Annotated in this window: 1 pseudogene; it reads right to left on the minus strand. The window is 49.0% G+C overall.

Annotated features, from left to right (window positions below):
• Window positions 1–394, minus strand: a pseudogene (locus B3O33_RS00460) (NADH-quinone oxidoreductase subunit L); the annotation flags it as partial.

The raw sequence follows: 394 nt of genomic DNA on the forward strand, positions 1-394 counted from the left end.
CCACACCCCGATAATCATCACAAAGGCATAATGGTACAAATAGCCGGTTTGCATTTTGCGGCCTACCCGCGAAATTAAGCCCACTGTCCGCGCCGCACCATTCACCACCAAACCATCAATCAACAGGCGATCGCCAACGCGGGAAAACAACCAGCCTAATCCTCGTGATCCACCGGCGAAGACTTTTTCATTAAACGTATCAAAGCCATATTTGTTATCCAGAATTCGCCACAACCACATCAATCTTTGCTGAATCCTGGCGGGGAGATCCGGACGTTTGAGATACAGATACCAAGCGGTTACCAAACCGGCCATTGCCAGCCAGAACGGTGCTGTCATCAAACCATGTAAAATAAAGCCAGCAAGCCCATGATAATCAGCTGCTGCCAATACA

This window comes from Methylophaga sp. UBA1464, from assembly GCF_002325665.1.
In the GTDB taxonomy this organism is placed as follows: Bacteria; Pseudomonadota; Gammaproteobacteria; order Nitrosococcales; family Methylophagaceae; genus Methylophaga.